At 55.0% G+C, this 19,957-nt stretch carries 17 protein-coding genes; 8 read left to right on the top strand and 9 right to left on the bottom strand.

Features of this window, described 5'->3' with window-relative positions:
• Positions 1 to 5: 5 nt before the first annotated feature.
• The 3 genes from NKF25_RS12000 to NKF25_RS11990 all read left to right on the top strand — a co-directional run bounded on the left by NKF25_RS12000 (position 6) and on the right by NKF25_RS11990 (position 2,688).
• Positions 6 to 968 carry an NAD(P)-dependent oxidoreductase gene (locus NKF25_RS12000; protein ID WP_253226902.1) on the top strand — a complete coding sequence of 321 codons (963 nt, stop codon included), beginning with the start codon at positions 6 to 8 and terminating at the stop codon, positions 966 to 968.
• Positions 969 to 1,002: 34 nt separating this feature from the next.
• Positions 1,003 to 1,992 carry an NAD(P)-dependent oxidoreductase gene (locus tag NKF25_RS11995; protein WP_253226901.1) on the top strand — a complete coding sequence of 330 codons (990 nt, stop codon included), beginning with the start codon at positions 1,003 to 1,005 and terminating at the stop codon, positions 1,990 to 1,992.
• 129 nt (positions 1,993 to 2,121) lie between these two features.
• Positions 2,122 to 2,688, top strand: coding sequence for a metal-dependent hydrolase (locus NKF25_RS11990; RefSeq protein ID WP_253226900.1), 567 nt, complete (start codon positions 2,122 to 2,124; stop codon positions 2,686 to 2,688).
• A gap of 66 nt (positions 2,689 to 2,754) precedes the next feature.
• Here NKF25_RS11990 and NKF25_RS11985 read toward each other — a convergent pair whose 3' ends face one another.
• The 3 genes from NKF25_RS11985 to NKF25_RS11975 all read right to left on the bottom strand — a co-directional run bounded on the left by NKF25_RS11985 (position 2,755) and on the right by NKF25_RS11975 (position 6,269).
• Entirely contained in the window at positions 2,755 to 3,507 is a 753-nt protein-coding gene (locus NKF25_RS11985) for an FkbM family methyltransferase (protein WP_253226899.1), read from the bottom strand.
• Between the two features lie 76 nt (positions 3,508 to 3,583).
• Entirely contained in the window at positions 3,584 to 4,570 is a 987-nt protein-coding gene (locus NKF25_RS11980; protein ID WP_253226898.1) for a GDP-mannose 4,6-dehydratase, read from the bottom strand.
• 100 nt (positions 4,571 to 4,670) lie between these two features.
• Positions 4,671 to 6,269, bottom strand: coding sequence for a hypothetical protein (locus tag NKF25_RS11975; protein ID WP_253226897.1), 1,599 nt, complete (start codon positions 6,267 to 6,269; stop codon positions 4,671 to 4,673).
• Positions 6,270 to 6,664: 395 nt separating this feature from the next.
• On the opposite strand from NKF25_RS11975, the gene NKF25_RS11970 reads away from it, so the two are divergent.
• Both NKF25_RS11970 and NKF25_RS11965 read left to right on the top strand, forming a co-directional pair.
• Complete coding sequence (locus tag NKF25_RS11970) at positions 6,665 to 8,170, top strand: flippase (protein ID WP_253226896.1); 1,506 nt, start codon at positions 6,665 to 6,667, stop codon at positions 8,168 to 8,170.
• Between the two features lie 148 nt (positions 8,171 to 8,318).
• A complete protein-coding gene (locus NKF25_RS11965; protein ID WP_253226895.1) occupies positions 8,319 to 9,398 on the top strand; it encodes an alkaline phosphatase family protein in 1,080 nt (359 codons plus the stop codon).
• Positions 9,399 to 9,527: 129 nt separating this feature from the next.
• Here the strand turns inward: NKF25_RS11965 and NKF25_RS11960 are convergent, their stop codons facing one another.
• The gene (locus NKF25_RS11960) at positions 9,528 to 10,787 is read right to left on the bottom strand and encodes a sulfatase-like hydrolase/transferase (protein WP_253226894.1); all 1,260 of its coding nucleotides are present in this window, start codon (positions 10,785 to 10,787) and stop codon (positions 9,528 to 9,530) included.
• 108 nt (positions 10,788 to 10,895) lie between these two features.
• Between NKF25_RS11960 and NKF25_RS11955 the strand changes: the two genes are divergently transcribed.
• The 3 genes from NKF25_RS11955 (at position 10,896) to NKF25_RS11945 (ending at position 13,862) form a co-directional block, all read left to right on the top strand.
• Positions 10,896 to 12,110 (top strand): glycosyltransferase, encoded by a 1,215-nt coding sequence (locus tag NKF25_RS11955; protein ID WP_253226893.1) that lies wholly within the window; start codon positions 10,896 to 10,898, stop codon positions 12,108 to 12,110.
• A gap of 239 nt (positions 12,111 to 12,349) precedes the next feature.
• Positions 12,350 to 12,904 (top strand): FkbM family methyltransferase, encoded by a 555-nt coding sequence (locus NKF25_RS11950; protein WP_253226892.1) that lies wholly within the window; start codon positions 12,350 to 12,352, stop codon positions 12,902 to 12,904.
• Between the two features lie 178 nt (positions 12,905 to 13,082).
• Positions 13,083 to 13,862, top strand: a complete 780-nt coding sequence (locus tag NKF25_RS11945) for a hypothetical protein (protein ID WP_253226891.1) — start codon at positions 13,083 to 13,085, stop codon at positions 13,860 to 13,862.
• A 61-nt stretch (positions 13,863 to 13,923) separates the two neighbouring features.
• On the opposite strand, the gene NKF25_RS11940 is transcribed toward NKF25_RS11945, so the two are convergent.
• The 5 genes from NKF25_RS11940 to NKF25_RS11920 all read right to left on the bottom strand — a co-directional run bounded on the left by NKF25_RS11940 (position 13,924) and on the right by NKF25_RS11920 (position 19,906).
• Complete coding sequence (locus tag NKF25_RS11940) at positions 13,924 to 14,973, bottom strand: glycosyltransferase family 4 protein (RefSeq protein ID WP_253226890.1); 1,050 nt, start codon at positions 14,971 to 14,973, stop codon at positions 13,924 to 13,926.
• Positions 14,974 to 14,980: 7 nt separating this feature from the next.
• Entirely contained in the window at positions 14,981 to 16,090 is a 1,110-nt protein-coding gene (locus NKF25_RS11935; protein ID WP_253226889.1) for a glycosyltransferase family 4 protein, read from the bottom strand.
• A gap of 107 nt (positions 16,091 to 16,197) precedes the next feature.
• Positions 16,198 to 17,286, bottom strand: a complete 1,089-nt coding sequence (locus tag NKF25_RS11930) for a glycosyltransferase family 4 protein (protein WP_253226888.1) — start codon at positions 17,284 to 17,286, stop codon at positions 16,198 to 16,200.
• A 165-nt stretch (positions 17,287 to 17,451) separates the two neighbouring features.
• Positions 17,452 to 18,582 carry a glycosyltransferase family 4 protein gene (locus NKF25_RS11925; RefSeq protein ID WP_253226887.1) on the bottom strand — a complete coding sequence of 377 codons (1,131 nt, stop codon included), beginning with the start codon at positions 18,580 to 18,582 and terminating at the stop codon, positions 17,452 to 17,454.
• A gap of 4 nt (positions 18,583 to 18,586) precedes the next feature.
• Positions 18,587 to 19,906 (bottom strand): sulfatase, encoded by a 1,320-nt coding sequence (locus tag NKF25_RS11920; RefSeq protein WP_253226886.1) that lies wholly within the window; start codon positions 19,904 to 19,906, stop codon positions 18,587 to 18,589.
• Positions 19,907 to 19,957 lie beyond the last annotated feature (51 nt).

Raw genomic sequence — 19,957 nt, 5'->3', positions numbered from 1 at the left:
ACACTATGCACGTTCTCGTCACAGGTGGCTGTGGATATATCGGCAGCGTTCTCGTCCCAATGCTCCAAGCAGATACGTCAGTCACCACCGTTTCCATCCTCGATGACCTCTCTACAGGGTCGCCGAGAAGCCTCCTCGGAACCTACGTCGATAACGGTACTAACATCGTCTTTCGTCGGGGTGACGTCCGCAAGTACGGTGACGTCGAAAACGCAATGCGAGGCGTCGATGCCGTCATCCATCTGGCCGGAATCACCGGTGCAGCGAGCACTCACGACCGCAGAGACGAAACGTACGCCGTCAACCTCGATGGAACGACGAACGTGCTGACTGCGGCCGAAAAATTCGGCGTCGGCAACGTCGTGTTCGCCTCTTCGTGTAATAACTACGGCCGGGCGACCAATACGGAAATCACCGAGGAAACCGAATCGAATCCCCTGAATCCGTACGCCGAGACGAAACACAAGGGCGAACAATTGCTCATCGATCACGTCGAGAACGGACATTTTCGAGGGACGGCACTCCGGATGAGTACCAATTACGGGTATGCACCCGGGATTCGATTCAATCTCGTCATCAATCGGTTCGTCTTTCGGGCCGTGACGGACCGCCCCCTCACCGTGTACGGTGATGGAACGAACTGGCGGCCGTTTATCCACGTCAACGACGCCGCACGGGCGTTCAAACAGGCTGCCTGTAACCCCGACGACTGGTCGGAAGTGGTGTACAACGTCGGGGCGAATGAGGAGAACTATCGAATATCCGAAATAGCCGAAATAATCTCCAACGAGATCGACGGTGCGTTCGATATCACCTATCTCGAAGACGAACATCCCGGTCCGTCGTATCACGTGAACTTCGATCGTGTTTCCCGTACCGGCTTCGAACCCGAATGGACCGTTCGAGACGGCGTCAGAGATCTCATGCGGCAGTTCACGGATACGCACGTTTCGACCATCCCGAAGTAATTCGAGAGACGAATACAACGGTAAAAAGACAAAAATGAGACAAAGCGAACAAACGACCGACGTTCCAACGATTGCCGTCACTGGCGCTGCCGGATTCATCGGTAGCCGTGTTGTGAATCGAATTCAAGCGACGCATCCCGAGTGGAACGTCATCGCATTGGACAACTTCTACCTGGGCACCGTCCACACGATCGGTAACGTTGACGTACAACACGTCGACATTCGGAATCGCAACCGATTGGAATCGACGCTTGAGGGTGCAGACATCGTCATGCATCTCGCGGCGATCAGCGGCGTCGACGACTGTGATTCTGACCGGGATCTCGCATACGACGTCAACACCCGGGGGACGGCAAACGTCGCGTGGTTCTGCCGGAAGAACGGTACGGGGCTTATCTTCCCGTTCAGCATGGCCGTCCTCGGCGACCCCGAATCGTTCCCGATCACCGCCGATCTTCCACGCGACCCGATGAATTGGTACGGACGAACGAAACTCATCGGCGAGCACACGATCGAAGACATGGCGTCCGATGCGTTCCCCGCCCATCTCTTCCTCAAGTCCAACCTGTACGGGGAACACGAGATCGATGGACGGACTATATCGAAGGGGACCGTGATCAACCTCTTCGTCAATTGGGTGTTCTCGGACCAACAGCTGACCGTCTACGAACCAGGTACCCAGTCACGCAACTACGTACACGTAAAGGACGTCGCTCGGGCGTACGTTCGGAGCGCGGAGGTGATGCTCAACGAACTCGCGGCCGGTGAGACCGGCACTCGCCGGTACGAAATTGCGAGTAGAGAAGACCCGAGCGTTCTAGAGGTGGGTAAACTCGTGGCGCAGATCGCGTCGACGGAAGCGGACATCCACAAGGAGGTCGTGCTCATCGAGAACCCGCGTTCCAGCGAGACGCTCACGCCCGATTTCGCCGTCGATACGTCGAAGACACACAATGAACTCGGCTGGGAGGTCAAACACTCCGTCGAGGAGTCGATTCGTGAACTGATCCGGAAAAAGATCTGAAACGATCCGTCTTCGGACGCGTTTTCGGGTTTCGGAATCGCTCCGCCCGTCGTCGTGATGATGGACGTCGATCTTATGACTCTCTATTGATGGAAAGAGTGACAACGTTCCCCCGAAAATTTAGACGTAATGTGGCCTTGGGGGCATCTCGGATTCAGCTATCTCTGTTATCTCGCCTCGATCGAAGGACGTGACGAGGGAGAACAGACGCTTCTCACACTGGTGGCTGTCGCGATTGGCAGTCAATTTCCAGACCTCGTCGACAAACCACTGGCGTCGAACGCGGGGATACTTCCAACCGGGCGCTCGCTCGCCCACTCACTCGGTACCGCGACGGTCGTTATCGGGGTCGTTCGCTGGATCGGGCGACGTCGTGGTCGTGAAGAGGAAGCGTTCGCCTTCAGCGTCGGGTATCTCACGCATAGCTTGGCCGACCTCGAACCGGGGGTCGTTCTCGGCCTTCTGAGTGGTGATCGGAGTCAGTTGAAGCGGACCACATTTCTCTTCTGGCCCTTCCTTCCGTCGCCCGAATACCCGCATCCTCATCGATCCATCAGAAAACGTTTTTCGACGCTGGAGTTGGACCAGTATACGATGTCCCAATTCGTGTTGTTCGGCATCGCAACCGTCGTTTGGGTAGCTACCGGGATACCGGGTGTTGGGGAACTTCGACGGGAAGTACGGAACAGGCTGTGAAATACGATCGGTTTACGCGATACCCCCGCTCACACGTGGAACGAAGGACGAACTGCGGGGGCGTCCCTACCGATCACCGCGGATCAAATACGTTCGACCATCCGGGAGGTCCGCCGCCGAAATCGGGTCCCAACGATTGCTCTCCCGATGTTCGGTAACCCGTAGATCGAATCCCTCGTCGTCCAATAGATTGAACACCTTTTCCGGAGTTGCGCCCCTTCGCGCCAAAAACTGTGGATGGATTTCGACGAACAGACAACGGACGTTGGAGAGTGTATCGCCCATCCCCTGTAGAACGTCGTGTTCGAACCCCTCGACGTCGATTTTGACGATATCCGGATCGATTCCCTCGTAATCCTTCAGGGCAAGCATCCCATCCGTCGTCCCGTCACCGACGTATGTGTGCACGACGGAAACCCCGTCCGTTGCGTGTGTTTTGCGTAGGACGCGGTGGTGGTAGTCGTTTGCCTCGAAGCCGTGAATCCGACGACTCGGGACGCCACATAGCTTGGCCAACGTCGTGAAGTATCCGTACTGACTCCCGACGTCATAAAACGTATCCCCGTTTTCGAATTCGGCGGTGATGGCCTTCGTCAACTGTGGCTCATATACTCCACCTTGGCGTAGTTTTCGATAGAGGTGGGATTGCTTCGGAACGAACAGCGTTTCGGTAGCGTCGTCCTTCGACAGCGGAATTCGTTGTATATCCTGTGTCCTGTATCTCACGTACTGATAGCAGTCATCGGCAGGTGTGTTTTGCAGTGCATTGATCACTGGCCGTGGGAGTTTCGAGACGACGTTCGAGATGCCATCCGCCATAATATTTCATCATTATACGAGAATATAAATGTGGGTGGGAGTTCGTATCGACGTCTCAAACCCCAGCGGATCCGGATCAGGAATTCACGACGAGCGGTTCGTACCAATCCCGATTGGTCCGATACCAGTCGATGAACTCCTCGACGCCCGCGCGAATGTCACGAGTCGGTTCGTAGCCGATCCGTTCCTTCGCTTTCGAAACGTCCGCGTGGGTGTGTTCGGCGTCACCCTCGTATTGGTCCGTAAATTCGATTTCGAGGCTCGGGTCGATGGTGTCGCGAACTACCTCGGCGAGCGTGAGAATGTCGATGTTGTCCGTGGAACCGATGTTCATCACTTCCCCGTCGGCACTGTCGTCGGTAAGCAGTTTCTCGTTCGCACGAACGACGTCGGCAACGTAGGTGAAATCCCTCGTTTGGGCTCCGTCACCGTAAATGATCGGCGACTTACCGCGGAGACATCGGGAGACGAAGTTCGAAATGGCCATGTTGGGACGCATTCGTGGGCCGTACACGGTGAAATACCGGAGCGATACGGTCGGGAGTCCGTAAATCTCGTGATAGACGCGAACGTAGTGTTCGGCCGCGACTTTGGAAACACCGTAGGGAGAAATCGGCGTGTTGGGATGGGATTCGTCGTACGGGAGATAGTCCGGCTTGCCGTAGACGGACGACGATGAAGCGTTGACCACTCGCTCGACATCGGCTTTCCGGGCCGCTTCGAGCACGTTGACCATTCCATCGACGTTGTATCTGTTCACCTTCTTCGGCTGTTCGACGCTCGTCCGGACGCCCGCTTGTGCGGCTTGGTGGTAGAGTACGTCGATGTTCGTCGTCAATTCTTCGAGCAAGTCCGTATCGTTCACGCTCCCCTCGATGAACTCGTAGTCCCCGTCCCCATCGCTCGCCGCTTTACGACCCATCTCGATGTTACGCTTCTTGATTCCGAGGTCGTAATACGGTTCGAGGTTATCGAGAACGGTAACATCGTGACCTCTCTCGGTGATGGTTTCTGCGAGGTGACCTCCGATAAAGCCAGCCCCGCCTGTGACGAGCACTCTCATACTTTCTGATCGCCTTCTGAATTTAATAAATTTATGTATTAAATTATATTTAAGAATGGAGTATAATAGTGGGAAACTGATATGATCGGCGGCTCGTTTTTTAGGCTCGTTTCTCTTCCGCTTCGTACATCGTGGAATATCCGGTGGAATGGATCGTATTGAATTTCTGTGCCAACTTCGAACTCGGATCCCAGGTTATCCTATATATTCCGTTGGGTGAGCGATACAACTTGACACCCGGCCGAAATAGGATATACCTATCATTTAACGCACTCATATTCGAGTTGAACACGAACTCCGGTCGTAAGTGATCGTACTCGTATTTGCGGTGCTGAGATATCGACCGTCTCGTGGCCTCCGAGGCGTAGTACGAGTCAGTAGAAACGTCGCCGCTGACGTACTCGTTGGCGAACCGTTTCCCGGTCAGTTCGCTGCTCGTCAAATACGTTCGATAATTCGTGGAGTTGTCCGGTAAGGCAACCGTCACTGATGCGATTTGCGCGACGATAATAACGCCAACTAGGATCACACCGACGGAGTTCAACAGTAGTCTCTTTTGACGCGACCCGACGAGAGCGGGAAGTGTTCGTAGAAAACACACCGAAGCGAGCGCAGCCAACACTGGCTCCGCCATGTACAAACTTCTGTCCACTCCGCCGATGGACGGATCGATGAGACTGCCGATAATGAGGAGGTTGGTGACTGCAATCACGGAAAAGACGAATATCGTTTCCTTTCTCCTGTCGTCGAGCAATAGAAGTAGCCCCGCGATTCCGCCGAGTGGCAGGAGAACGAACCCATGCCCACGTCGAAGGAGGAGACTGGTGAGCGTGTTTTGAACCTGTATTGCGTGCTGATAGGACGTGGATGGCGTATAGAGCGCGGCGTCGGATCCAGGCTGGAAGACGAATATTAGCCTGTTTATCATTCGCAGTCCTAACCCGCCGACGTGGAAATACTGTATGTACAAGATCAGCGACAGTATCAGCGTCGTAATTATCATCGGGTAGACGGCATTTTGACCGGTCCGATATTTCGGGAGCGTCCAGCTAAGTCTTCGAATTCCGGTATCCGCGAGCAGCAGAGCTCCGAACACGAAGGAGAGGGCAACGATCAGTGTTGGAGGGAGTTTGTGGGTGAAAATGGACGAAATAAAGAGGAGAAAGACCATCGCGAGCGCTCTCGAATCCCTGCTTTTGATGTAGATCATCAGTAAAATGAGAACGGGACACCACTGTAGAACCCCCAACGTTTGAGCGATCGGTTGATACGATAGTACGGTCGAAATCTTGCTAAACCCCGCGATAGTCGCTCCTACGATAGCAACCTTTGACCATGGGTCTGAGACCAGGTTTCTCACGATGAGAAACGCGGTAAGCGGGAAAATCACGCCGATCAACGCCGGATAGACCGCCATCGCCGTTGGCGCATCTACGCCTGCTATGATTCCGACAGATGCAGGGAGTATCTCGAAGAGCGGTGCTTGGGAGTAGAAACTGTCCCTCACCGCGTTGATAGACCCTGTTTTAATGACCCCCTGGACCCAGAACGCATAGCCGTCCGGGTCGAGACCGATCATACTCGCAGGATAGCGGTAAATGTACACCCTGAAGAGTACGGCAAGAACGATTACGACGGCGAAACTGACGATCAGGTATCGATCCTTGGAGTAGAATGCGGTTGGGACGAGTAGCGACAACACCAAAGGGAGTAGACAGATTCCCATCCAAGGATACAGGGCGGTAGAACTGGTAATAATACCCAATAGTAGCGAACCAAACGACAGGATAACCGAGAGATAAAGAACCGCTTTTGACGTACGATTGTTCACATGAGCTATGCGATGGCAATGGCAAAATAACTTCTGCCCTTCGATAAATTAATAAGTTCCTCCGTAGTGATCTACGCTCGAATCAACTCGAAGGAAATTGCTGCTCCCTGCCTATCAATCGAAGTAGAGTCCTCTAACACCGTCGTCCAGTTCGACAGAATGTCCGTGCTCCGCCGTTGTCTTCCGCACAAATCGTATGAAAACTATTTAGTGATACAGGGTGTAAACACAGCAATAACTCGGTTCATTAATTTACTATCAATATGGCAGACGTTAAAATTGAGGGGGAGAATGTCTTCTCGCATATTTCCAGGGGGGCATTCGTCACTATTCTGGGAAAGTTCGTCGGCATTCCGTTAGGTATCGGTTCTACGATTCTCATCACTCGATTGTTCGGTCCGAAGATATTCGGTAGCCTGCGATTCGGTCTCACGGTGATGGACTTTGCGATGATTTTCTGCGTGTTGGGGATGAGTTCGGGAGTAAAACGCTACATTTCCATCGCAGAAACGAAAGCGGATCAGGTGGAGTACTACGTAGCGTCCTTAGTGATCGGTTGTGGACTTTCGCTCTTGGTTGGTTGTTCTTTGGCTTACTTTTCGAAACCGATCACGCTGCTATTTTTCGACAACATTAGCGGTTCCGTCTTCGTGTTTTATTTGGGGCTGTCACTTCCGTTTGCGACGGTCTTTTCGATTTCCCTCGCGGCTACCTTGGCGTGGAACTACTCCTCGTTCAAAACGGTGCTCCAAGATATCTTGTTCAAGCTATTTCAGATCGTCCTATTTGGGGCTGTAGCCTACCTTGGGCTTTCACAGGCGTCTTTAGCACGATCGATGCTCCTCGTTTACGTGTCGGTCTGTTCCCTGGCCGTTCTTTCCGTCGGTTTCATTCTACGTGACGACTTCGATACTGCTCGGGGTCTCTTTCACCGGATTCGATTCGACAGCGAAAAGATCCGGCCCCTCGTCACCTTCTCGTTACCGCTATTGTTCACAAAAAGCGTCTGGTATCTGATGAACAATGCGGACACGTTGATGATCGGCTATTTCATAGACGAAAGCGCCGTCGGATTGTATTCCGGTGCGTTCTCCCTCGCTCTGTTCGTTCGAATCGTATTCAACGCGTCGGGGTCGTTGTTCATGCCGAATATGGCGCGGCTCTACGAAAAGGACCGAATCTCGGAGATCTGCTATGTATATCGAAAAGTCACGAAGTGGTTGGTGATACTGAGTCTCCCGATAATGATCGGGAACGTCGGCTTCCCGAAACTGCTCCTGGCCGTGTTCGGGAAGGAGTTCGGAACCATGTCGATCACACTCGTGGTGCTCTCCGTCGGCATTTTCTCCAACGTGATATTCGGTTTGAACGGAACGATCATGCCGGCCATCAATCGACCGAGAATACTGTTGTACAACAATCTGGTGGTGTTACTACTGAATCTGGCCTTGAATACGCTGCTTATTCCCCGCTATGGGATCATCGGCGGGGCGGTAGCGACGACGATCTCTTACTTCCTCCTCGATCTGTTACACGGGTTCGTCCTCTATCGAGAGTTGGGATTGGTTCCGATCAGGGGGGACTTCGTCGTCACGACGGTCTGTTCGCTTGCCCTTATCGTCGGTATCGGTCGGTTCGGTGACCTGGGCATTACGACGCTCACCGGTGCTATCGTGTACGGTGCCATTACCTACTCGCTGTATCTCGGTGTCATACTAAAACTCGATTACATTTCCATCGACGAGTTCTTCTCCCTTCTCGATTTCTGAGACACGTCGGCGATTTCCGTCGTGTCGGAATCCATCCGGCGTTCGCCTCGCTCAATCCGTTGTTCGGGGACGTTCCTCTCGCTCCGATCTGTAATCTCTCAACAATAAGTGCATAAATATTTCCTCCGTCGATACGATATACTAACAGATGGACTTACTCGTTCTCGGTGCCGACGGTCTGGATCCTCGTGTCACACGGTATCTGATCCAAAAAGGGAGATTGGAAACGATATCGACTCTCACCGACACGGGTGAGGGCGAACTCGATGGAATGGCGAGCAGAAGGGGATTTCAATCGGTCCCCCACACCGGCCCCGCCTGGTTGACTATCTATACGGGGCAGACCGAGCGAGAGCACGGTCTCACGAAAGGTGGCTGGGTACAGGGCGACTCAGTCTTCACCGATTATTACGACGAAACCGTGTTCGAGGAACTCGTGAACGCTGGTCGTCGAGTCGGCGTCGCGTTCATGGCCAATACGTACCCGGCACACATCGAGACCGACGATGGGTCGTGGATGATTTCGGGATATCCCTCGACAGGTGACAGGGATCGAATCGTCGACCCACCTTCCCTCGTCGAGTATCTCCCGGACGATTACGAATCGCTCCAGGCCAAACACCTGGTAAACAGCGGGGACGACTCGCGGAACGCAGGGGGAACCATCGCGCCGGTCGAAGCGTGGATAGCAGCGGATAGGCGGAAGCGACGGGAAGTTCTCCGTCCGATACTCGAAGAGAACCCCGTCGATGTACTGTTCTACGGGACACAAATCACGGACATAATGGGGCATCGTTGCAAGCCGTTTCCGTACTATACGACCGGAATCGGCGAGCGGATTGCGGGGTTCATCAACGACCTATTCGGGACGACGCTACAACCCCCACGACTCAATTCGATGGCTTGGAACGCCGAATTTCGGCGCGCGTACGAGTATATCGACTCGCTACTGAATTGGTTCATCGAAACGTGCGACCCGGATCGTATCCTCCTGTTGTCCGATCACGGTTACGGCCTCGATGGGAAGGACCACGCGTTCGTCGGTACCAGTATGGTTTGCGGGGATATTTCCCGTCCGGAGTGCACTATCGAAGTGAAAGATTGTATTCTGGAGGCCTTGATCTCCGATGCGTCCGGCGGCGGAGAGAAATCGGTAGACGATCCGTTGACCGGCGAAGAACGGGACGAGATAGAGGAACAACTCGGCGCACTCGGATACACCGATTGATCTCCCGACTATACTCCTCCGCTCCTCGCGTGTGGGCGGTTTTCTCACCCGGTTTATCTTCGAACGTACACACGACGAACTGTAGCGATGTGATACGGTATATCGGCGTCCACGAGTTTCGAATTCGGTTCAGAGATACCCGAGGTCACGAAGGAGATCATCGACATCGAGGTCTTCCCGGTCTCGTAACTCGTCTTCCGGCATTTTCTCGGCCAACCGAGACGCTGTCTCGTCGTCGTGAGCGGGACGATGCTCCTCGGGGTCATCGTCCAAACTGTAAAGGTCCGGCGACCAGTCCCGTTCCGGATATTCGATGTACTTGTAGTCGCGAGTTCGGACCGCTCGCATGATACTGTGCCCGAGAACGTACGGTGGGCCACACGCTCTGATGTAGGCATTCCTATCGTCGATGTCCGCTGACGGGAGGAGGGGTTTTCCTTCCGAGGTTTCCGGGTTCGATATTCCCGCTAGCTGCAGGAGGGTGGGAAAGATGTCTATCTGCCTGACGAGCGTATCCACGGTTTCACCGTCGCTCTCGGGGGACGAGAGTATAAGCGGCACGTTCGTTTCGACATCGAATACGGTGTGTCCGTGCCCCGCTTCGAGGAAGTGGTCCGGGATCTGTGGTCGAACGACCCTTTCGTGGAGACGGTTCACCGCCCGTTCGATGGGACGCAGGTCGATCCGGCGATCGTATCGCAGATGGTTTCGCAGGTAGCGAATATAGTTATAAAAGGGCCGCTCCCATCCGGTGAGATGTTCCCCGTGATCTCCCGTGATTGCAACGGCCGTATTTTCGGGTAACGCCGAACAAAACGCTTCGAGACTTCGATCGAGCGCCGAAAGCATTCGCGAGTATTTTTGCGCGTGGGGAGCGGATAGCGGTCCGTACTTCGTCGTATCGTACGGTTCGGGAACCTCGATCGGGCCGTGCAGTTCCCACAGGTGAACGTATAGAAAGTACGGTTCTGACAGACGGTCAAGACGCTGTATCGCAGTTCGTTTCCACTCGTTCACCAGGTTTCTGTTCCTATCACGGTACCAAAATCGATCGAAACCGCGGTCCAAGCCGGTGTCCTCGACTATTGGTCCAGTTACCATGGCGTACGTGTTGTAGCCCTCGGATCCAAAACTCTCCGCGAGCGTGTCGAGTTCGGGATCGAGTTTCACGTTGTGGTGGGAATTCACCCCGTTCCCTTCGGAATAATTTCCGGTGAGGATACTCGCCACACACGGCGTCGTCGTCGTCGCCGTCGAGTGCATATTCGAGAAGAACGTCCCGCGGTCACGCGTTTCGTTCAAAAAGGGAGTGTCTGCGTGATCGTCGCGGACGAAATCACTCCGTAAACAGTCGATACATATGAGAACGACATTCGTATCAGAGCACATATTCTATATTTTAATCCTCAAAATATATATTCTTTTAGTAGATGTACTGATATGCGATGGATCGACACTCGACATTTATTACTCTACAGGAGAATTCTATCCACTAGCATGGCGAATATAACATATGTGGCGAGTGGGATTGTGGGGCCATCGGACGTCTCCTCATCGATCGCCAAGTATCAGTTTCCCAAATTTTTGGCGTCCGAACACTCGACGACCGTGCTATCTCGGACACCGATACAGGAACCGGAGATAACCGAGGAAGTCGTCGTCAAGACGCCGCCAGGAAATGCGTACGTTCGTACCGTCGTCTTCCCGTTCTTTGTCCTCGTCCACCTGCTTCTGCGTCGGGACGGTACCGATATCGTCGCGACCGATCGGTCGGGTGATGCAATCTTACCGGTCGCTATCCTCCATCGATTCGATTTCGCACCGTGGATAATCTTCTGCGCGGACAGTCCCGATGGGAGGGAGAACAAACGAAACCGTGCGGATATCGATCTGGACGTTTCGATGCTTCATACCACATTGATGCAACGGATCGCGTGGTACGGCTACCGGAATGCCGATAGAGTGATCCTGAGCGACGAATCTGAAGAGATCGACGTCTCTCGAAAAACGGTGATCAAAGGGGGTGTCGACTGTGAGGTAGTCGATCGTATAACGAGGAAGACCGAGAGAACTGAATCGGAAACGCTCAGGGTTCTCTACGTCGGTAATATGTACTACCATCGAGCCATCGACGTACTGTTCGACGCCGTCGAGAACTGTGAGAGCGATATCGAACTCGTTCTCGTCGGCCCGCCACCGGAGGCAGGAGATGCGAACAGTATGCGGGAGTTCGTCGAACACGTCGCACCCTCCCTGGAGGCGAGGATCGATTCCCTCTCGGTGGATTGTCAGTATAAAGGGAAGCTTCCACACGAGGAGGCACTCGCAGAGATGGTCAAGGCCGACATCGGCCTGTGTTTACTCCCCTACGAGCGAGGAATGCCGCATTTCCTCGATTCGTATCCGATCAAGGTCTTCGAGTACATGGCCACCGAAACCGCCGTCGTGGCGACACGAACGCCAGCGACGAGCGAACTGCTCGATGCCCCACAGTTGGTGCAGGAAAACGACCCAACGGTCGTCGCGAACGTCATCGACTCGCTCGCAGACGATCAACTCCGTAAGCGGTGCCGGGAGCGCAACCGCGAAACCGTCACCGATCACTGTTGGAATTCCCTGTGGGAGCAAATAGATGACACCGTTGGTTCCGTGATGCGGGATGACGAATACGCCGTTCGTAACGACGGTGTTTCGGCCGATCGGAAATTCTAGGTTCAACCACCGTATCGTAGTAGTGCGGGATTTTATTAACTATGGTGTAGTACCGTAACTATATGCCTGCTGGACGCACCCAACGAAATTTTCTCGAAAATTTATACTGGAAGATAAAGACGTATCGAACGGATCGATCGAAAATCGAGATACGGAACTGTGCGGGGAGCTATCGACTTGCCGTTCCAGCAGGGGCCTCGTTCGTCGAAAAGTACGAATCCACAGGGGAGTACGAACCGATGTTCGAAAGCGAACTGAAACGTCGATTGACCGCTTTCGACACCCCTGTTTACTACGATATCGGAAGTCGATGGGGATACTTTACGAAGTTCAGCAGTCTCATCACATCTCCCGAATTGGTCCACGGATTCGATGCGAATCCACGGTGGTTCTCGTTTCTCAAACAAACACACGAACAGGACCTTCCGGGAATCTCCCTTACCAATGCGTACGTCTCTGCGGAGTCCGGCGACGATGCGATCAGCATCGACGATTACCGTCTGGAACACAGCGATCCGGACGTCGTAAAAATAGACATCGAGGGGAGCGAGTATGAAGCGCTAACGGGAATGCGGGAGACGTTGGAGGATGCCCACCCCGTCGTTTTCGTCGAGGTTCATCCATCGTATCTTCGAAACCGAGGGAGTTCGGCGAATGCCGTTTTCGATTTCCTCCGGACGCTGGGGTACGAACTACGAGGGACGACGAACCATCGGACGGGTGATCAGCTCTGGTCGCCGATTTCGGACGTGAATCTCCCCTCGAACGGTGACTACCTGATCTTAGCCGAGTAACTCCGGCTTTTTCACCCTCCGTTCAGGGAAGGGAATCCTTTATTTTTTCACGTAGCTATTTTGGATTGTGTCGTTAACAACTTCGCTCAAGGCTGGAATTTCCGATCCCCGATTGATACTCCTAGAGCTCTATCGGCGCTTTCAGCGGGACCTTCGCGGGCGTCACGGAGTCTCGATCATGGACAGGGACTGGGATACGCTCGTCCTCTTGGACGCCTGTCGATACGACATCTTCGAGCGGTCCGTTCCGTTCGACGGGAGCCTTTCCAAGGTGATCTCTCGGGGATCACATACGACCGAATTCCTGCAGGAAAATTTCGGCTCCCGAACGTTTCCGGATTCCGTGTATGTGAGTGCGACTCCACAACTGCGGGCGAACGATCTCGGGAACAACTTTCACGCCGTACGCCACGTCTGGGAGGACGGATGGGACGACGATTTGCGCACGGTACCGCCGGAAACGATGGTCGAAGCGACGGTCGAAGCGCACGAATCGTATCCGAACAAACGCATCATCAGCCACTTCCTCCAGCCACATTACCCGTTTATCGGGGACTGTGGCCGGAAGATCGACCACGGCACGATCACTGGCGGCGGCGTGTTGACGGACGAACGCGATTTCGCGTCCATCTGGGAACTGCTCGAAGCGGGTGACGTGTCCCGCGAAGCGGTCTGGAACGCGTACGTCGAAAACCTGGAGTTGACGATTCCCCACCTTGAGCGGCTCCGTGAAATGATCGACGGGAAAATAGTCATGACGTCCGACCACGGGAATTCGTTGGGGCGCATGGGCGTTTACGGCCATCCACAGGGATACTATCTATCGGACCTGGTGGAAGTCCCGTGGCTCGAACTCCCGTACGATCGACGCCGTGAAATCTCGGCCGACGGGACGACCGATGTCACCACTTCCGAAACGGTCGACGATAGACTCCGTGACCTCGGGTACCGGCAGTAACGGTCCCTTCGAGCGTTGCAAGAGTGCCGAGCCAGCCATCACGTACCTTCGTCATTGACTGTTATGTGCTCTCCATCATTCTCTCGTAGAGATCGATATACTGATCGGCGATACGGTCGAAGCGGTGATTCTCCTCGACGTATCGTCGCGTTCTTTCCGCCATGGTGTCGGCATCCTCCGCCATTACGTGTCTTACCCCTTCGATCAGACCGTCGACGTCGTCGCGGTCGGCCAGCCATCCGGTTCGTCGATGGGTCACGAGTTCGGGCATCGAAGTCGCGTCGTACCCGACGACGGGTTTGCCGGATGCCATCGCTTCCAACACGACGTTCGCACACCCTTCCCGGACTGACGGAAACAGGAGGCCGGTACAGTTGGCGTAGATGGCGGGTAGTTTCGACTTCTCCACCCGCCCGACTACCGTTACGTTGTCCAGTTCGTCGGCGGACCGCTTTACGGAGTCGAACATCGGCCCGTCGCCGAACAGAAGGAAGCGAGCGTCTTTCACCTCGCGAGCGACGTCGATCACGTGGTTGGGTCGCTTTCGATTCACGAAGTTCCCGACGAACATGAACGTCGGCTTCTCGTCCGATTCCGAAACGATATCGCTCGGTGCGGGGTGATGGGGATGGAATTCCTCGGTATCGACCCCGTTGTAGATGACTTCCGCATCGACGTCGTACGCTTCCTTCACGGTGGATGCCGTGTGCTTACTGACCGCCGACACGTGATCGGTTAGTTCGAGCAACTTCCGTTTCCGCTCGGTCGGGAACGTTTGCGAGTTGACGTCGACGCGAAAGGTGTGTAAGTGATGTAACGAGCGATTCCGAAGATGCGAAATCTGGCTGATTTTGTAGTGTGCGAGTCCGCCGGTGTGGATGAGGTCGTGTTTTTCGAGACACGATTTCAGATACCGAAGCCGTCGCTTTACCGATCCGGGTTCCCCTGCGTAGCGTTCCACTATGCGCGGATGATTCATGATCCCGTTTCGTCTGTTCGAGAGGATGGTTATCTCGTAGTCGGAATCCGCAACGTCCCCGCCGATGTTCTCGAAGAGGTTGGGAATCGGACTATCCGATCCGATCGTATATGGATAAAAGATTCGTTTCATCGTGTACTCACCGTGCGACCAGCGAATCGGTCATGGAACGGTACTGTGATGCCACCTTGGAGAGGGTGAACCGATCTAACACGTATTCACGACCGTTTTCACCGAACTCCCGCCGTCGTCGTTCGTTCGTCAGCAGATCCGATATCCGGTCTACCATCCGCTCCGTATCCTCGGGACGGATCAACCAACCGGTCTCTCCGTGCTGAATTTGGTCCACCATCCCGCCGACCATGAACGCGACACAGGGAGTCTCACAGAGGTACGACTCGCTGATACTCATCCCGAAGCTTTCGGCTGACGACGTGAGGATAGTCACGTCGAAGAGCGAGTACCAGCGTGATAACTCCGTGCTCGGTTTTCTGCCGACCCAGTGGAGGTTTTCGTCCACTCCGATCTTTTCGCCATACCGTTTATACTCCGGAACGTGTTCGCTGTCCCCGACGACCACCAAGTGGACTTCCCGACCGTCGATGGGGGTCAGTTCGGAGACGATTTCGAGCGCTTTACGGGGTTGTTTTACCGGACGTGGCGTCTGGCAGGTGCCGAGGACGAACGCATCGGCGGGGATTTCGAGCGATTCCCGGAGGGAACTCACCGTCCCTTCGGACGCGACGGAAAACAACGACTCGTCGATACCCGGCGAGATGACGTGATGTCGCCGTCCGGGGTCCCGCCCGTGCTCTCGAAGTATGTCGGTCATCTGGTGATAGGAATTGAACACGAGCGCGTCGCTGCGTCGTAGCAACTCGTCCTCTATCACTTTGGCAGATATCAGCGGAAATTTCTCCGACGGGTTGTTGTACCCGTTGAACCGAGTGACGACCGGCGTTTCGGTCACGGCACTCAATAGCTGGGGGACGGGCGAATGAACGATCCCGCCATAGGTGTGATACAGGTCGTAGGAACGGCGCGAAACGATCGATTTGAGGAGAAACCTCAACTGTCCAGCGCCCATCGCGTTACCCACGAACATCGTCTCTATCCCGCTCTCTCGAAATCGGGACGCAACGGCCTCGTTCTCCGGTCCGAAGATCACGGTATCCACGTCGTGCGTAGGAAAGTAAGTCGAGATGCGTTCGACGGTTGCCGGGATATTGTTCGGACTGACCGGCCCCATTACGTTTAATATGTTTCCCATAAGGGTTCTGCACTTATTGAAGCGGCATATCGTATTAATCCTTTTTTAGCCTTATCGATAATAAGATCCTCCGTCCGAATTCCAACCTATCTCGTCACGTCCTCGATCATATCCGTCAGCTTGTTTCTCTGAAACTCCGATTCGAAATACCGATCGTTTCGCCACTCTTCGTCCCATGCTTCGTTCCGGATGACGGAGACCATCTCCTCCACGGAGTCGACGATATTGTCCGTTACAAATCCGATGTCCCCCGCCCTGCGAGCGACGACCGGCACTCCGCATTCCATCGATTCGAGGATCACGAGCGGAAGCCCCTCCTTGGGGGACGGGTGAACGTAGAGGTCCGCGGCCTTGTAGTACTGATCGATCTCCTCGTACGAAACGTGCCCGGGCGTCATCACCGTTCGGTCGTCGAACCGCTCGTTCAACTTCTCCCGGTACGGTCCCTCCCCGATGAGGACGAATTGAACGTCGGTTCGGTCCTCCAGGGAGGCGATGACGCGTTCGAGAAACGGCATTCCCTTGAGTTCCGTGAGTCGACCGACGTACAGCGCGATTCGTCGGTCTTCGGGGAGTCCAAGCCGCTGCCGGATCGACCCGTCGTCGGGAACGGGATGGAAACGGCCCTCGCTGTCCAACGTGGGCGGCAGCAGTACGATGTCCTCGTCACCGACCCCGCGGCTCTTTATCGCATCGCTGCCGTTCGGGCCGAGGGTGACGACTTTGTCGGCGAATTTCAGCGATACGAACCTGTTCAAACAGTTGTTCAGCGCGAAGACCCCTGCCCGCTCGAATCCGTGATGGAATTTGTACGCGTCGAACGTCGGACCGGAGTATCGAACGACCGTCGGAACGCCGCATCGTCGTCCGGCGCTGGCGACACCTGCGGCGTGGCTGTTGAAGCTCCAGAGTTGGATCACGACGTCGGGCGAGCGTTGCTCGATATACTCCGTACACTGTCGGTGTACCGTGGCAACTTTGGAGAACATGGTGGCGAACGAGTTCCCACGCAAGAAACGAGGCGGTTCGTTTTCGGGAATCGCTATACGAGTGTAGTATTTTTTCGCCGCAGGGGGGAGGTCCGTGCTTCCAAAGGCCTCCAGGTCGAACCGCGGCGAGAGGTACGCTCCCCACGATGTGAGAAGTCGCTCCACGTTCTCCGTGTCGTCCGTCATCGTTCCCAAGTATATCCCGACGCGTGTCATTTGATACAGCCCTTCGATTTCATCGGATGTTATACTCCTATTCCTTCCCCTAATATTAACATTTTCTCACCCGTGATAGTTGTCTCCGAAAGTACACGGAGTCGAACGAAGTCCCACGCCACGGACGGGAACTCGCTACTTCTTCACTGATTCAACCGCAGTTTGCACGTCGTCGGTAAATCGTCCGACCGAGAACCGGTCCAACGTGTCCGAATCGATTCCACTCGCCGACTCGTTCACGTTCGATTCGATGGTCTCAGCCATTCGATCCTGCGGACGGACGAACAGTCGTGAATGTGTGATCTCCGGAAGAATACCGACGGGGGTCGCCACGACCGTCGTCCGTACGGATAACGCTTCGAAGACGACGGTGGGATACGCTTCGGCGTCGGACGGCAATATCACACCGTCAGCGGCGTGGATCAACCGCAACGTCCGCTGGTGAGAACAGGAACCCAGCAGTCGAACGCGGTTTGTCACCCCCAACCGTTCGATGGCCTCTTCAATCGCGTCGTGAACGGGACCGTCACCGACTACTACGAGTTGGTACGACGAGGGTAATTCGTCCAGCATCTCGACGGTTCGGACGGGATTTTTGATATCGACCAATCGGCCAACGAAGAGGACGGTCGTTCCGTCCCACTCGGTGATCACGTCGGTGTCCGTTTCGGATCGGTCGGAATCGATCGCCGTTCTGATCTCATCTTCGTTGACGACGCCACCGATCAACTTCGTGGACACCGTCGATCGCTCCTCGATTCGATCTCGAATTTGTGGCGTCCTCGACAGCACGAGGTCCCCCAAGAACAGTTCGAAATTCAGCTGTTCGAGGACGTAGACCGGATCGTACCGGGCTCTGTCGCCCGTGATGCTCGGGGAATACGCGATAAAATTCACCACCGGAACTCCCCGAACGACGCCCAGCACCTTCGCAATGGAGTGGAAGAGATGGTTCGTCGAATAGATCACCTCGAAATCGGTGTTGCCGGTCAAGCGCAACAGGTACGGAAGGACGAGGAACAGGAACTTCACGCGGAGCAACTGGCCCGAGAAACTGTTCGGGTTCTCCGCTTCCGAGCTAGCACGATACGGCCGGTGAATCTCAACACCGTTTTCCCGCTCCAATTCGGCCGTTCCCTCCGTTCTGGGCGTGACGACGACGACTCGATTTCCCCGCTCGGCGAGGGCGACTGCCGCTTGCCAATCGATAAACGCACCTCCCGACGTTTTCGGATAGAAGTCCTCCGCGAGCATGAGCACGTTCATCCGATCACTTGTACCCCAAGACTTCGAGACGGTCCTCTATCTCCGAGTCGAGTTTTTCGGCTTCCATCTCGGCATCGACAGTTCCGAGGCGGGTGTTCCCGAAGGTGTATAGCTGATCGTGTAGTTCGGTAAGTCTCCCGTCGAACTCGCGTATCTGCTCCTGTTCTCCCGGATCGGCGTGCAGATCGAACCCCGTCTCCGAAACTATCTCTCCATCGTCCAATCGTCGCTCTATCACGACCTTGTATCGCCGATCACGAACGGCGAATCGACGAACGTCTCCGTCCTCCCCGGTGGCACTGGCGAAGACCGTCCTCGAACCGTCGGACTCGTCTTCGATTTCCGCGAACAGGTCGTCCCGGGGGAGCGTGTCGTCCTGTCCCCCTGCGGCCGCGAGTATCGTCGGGACGACGCTCAGGGTGCTGACCAGTTTCTCCACGCGTTTAGGGTCTCGATCCGGATGTAGCACGAGCAACGGGACTCGAAGCAATTCCTCGTGGAGCCGTCGAGGATGGGTGTAATATCCGTGTTCGTCGAACCCATCGCCGTGATCCGCCGTGAGTATCACCAGCGTGTCTTCGAGAAGCCCCCGCTCGTCCAACCCGTCGATCATGTGTCGGAGCTGTGCATCCAGGTACCGTATCTCCCCGTCGTAGAGGTCGATCAGTAGTCGATTCTCTTCCTTTGTGACGTTCTCAGGTTCCTTGATACTCTTCTGATAGAGCCGTTGTGCATCCGAGTTCGATACCGACCGTTCGGAAAAACGATCGAAACCCACGGGCGGATTGTACGGCCCGTGGGTGTCCATGTAGTGGTTCCAGAGGAAGAACGGCCCGTCATCCAGTCCGTCGATCCAGCCGAGCGATTGCTCGTTGATCTCCTCCGCCCTGGTGTGGTACTCCCCCTTGTTGAGAACGAACTTGTTCAGAAACCGTTCGAAGAGCGCGACGAGTCGGTTCTGTCCAAGCATCAGGTTGTCATCGAAGACGTCGAATCCCGAATCGAAGTCGTAGGCGCGGGAGACGTACGGATTCGAGTGGAAGGCAGCGGTGGCGTACCCCGCTGCCGAAAGCCGGTCGCCGACGCTGGATCTCACGAGCCGATACCCGTTGTTCGCAAACGTATCGGGATACCGTCCCGTGAGGAGTGCGGGGACGGCCTCCCGGGTGTGTGAACTCGGTGAGATCGCTCGATCGAACGACACGGCATCGGAAGCGAGGTCGGCGAGGAAGGGAGACGTGTCGCGCTCGTATCCGTGGAAGGAGAGATGATCCGCACGGAGCGCATCGACCGACAGTAAAACGACGTTCTGTATTTCGGCCATCTTTACTCTCTCCAACGACTTCCTTTCATATAATTCTGTGTTCGTATTCAA

The organism is Haladaptatus sp. AB643 (assembly GCF_024136975.1).
Classification (GTDB): domain Archaea; phylum Halobacteriota; class Halobacteria; order Halobacteriales; family Haladaptataceae; genus Haladaptatus.
The sequence above is the reverse complement of the archived record's forward strand: the minus strand, read 5'-3'. Positions and strand labels throughout refer to the sequence as shown.